The organism is Bacillus sp. AY2-1 (assembly GCF_008368965.1).
In the GTDB taxonomy this organism is placed as follows: Bacteria; Bacillota; Bacilli; order Bacillales; family Bacillaceae_G; genus Bacillus_A; species Bacillus_A thuringiensis_S.
Genome location: NZ_QPEL01000330.1, coordinates 1 through 608, shown reverse-complemented (window position 1 = coordinate 608; position 608 = coordinate 1). Strand labels below are relative to the sequence as shown.

Below are 608 nucleotides of genomic sequence, written 5' to 3'. Positions count from 1 at the left end.
CGTTTTCGCATCAGTTGACATATGGACAGTTACATTGAATCCTAACTTTACACTCATAATTCCAATGCTTAACCCTAAATTTCTGGTCGAACCTACTGCAATTGAATAATTTGAAAAGAATGTTCTAAACCTGTCACTATCTAATACGGAATAATCATCTTATTTAGTTAATAAATGATGTTTCAAAGCTAAATCTTCGACGTGTTTTAATACCTCATATACTCCGCCTCTTGCTTTAATAGATACTGAAATAGGAAGATGACTATCACATTTTAGTAATAATTGTCCTGGTATTTCTTCTTTATATTCTCTTTGCAGATATTGTTTCATGGAATTAATTTCAATAATGTCACTGGCCTCTTGTGTTTCAGGAAAAACTTTTGCATTATTATGGAGCAAATCGTTTTAATCGATCTTCTGCATCTATAACATCAGCTTTAGTTACAGTACTATTTTGAATGAAATATTCAAAATTCTTCTTATTTGGATTAAGCCATATAACTTCCTCGGTTTCGATTAATTTTTGAATCAATGGAAACCTCTTTTTCAACTTCTCTTTTGTTTCTATTGAAATTTCACTTATTCATAAACCCCCTTGAAAATATAAT

At 30.3% G+C, this 608-nt stretch carries 1 pseudogene; it reads right to left on the bottom strand.

The features are described 5' to 3' along the window. Positions 1-568, bottom strand: a pseudogene (locus DN403_RS32125) (D-serine ammonia-lyase); the annotation flags it as partial. Between the last annotated feature and the right edge of the window lie 40 nt (positions 569-608).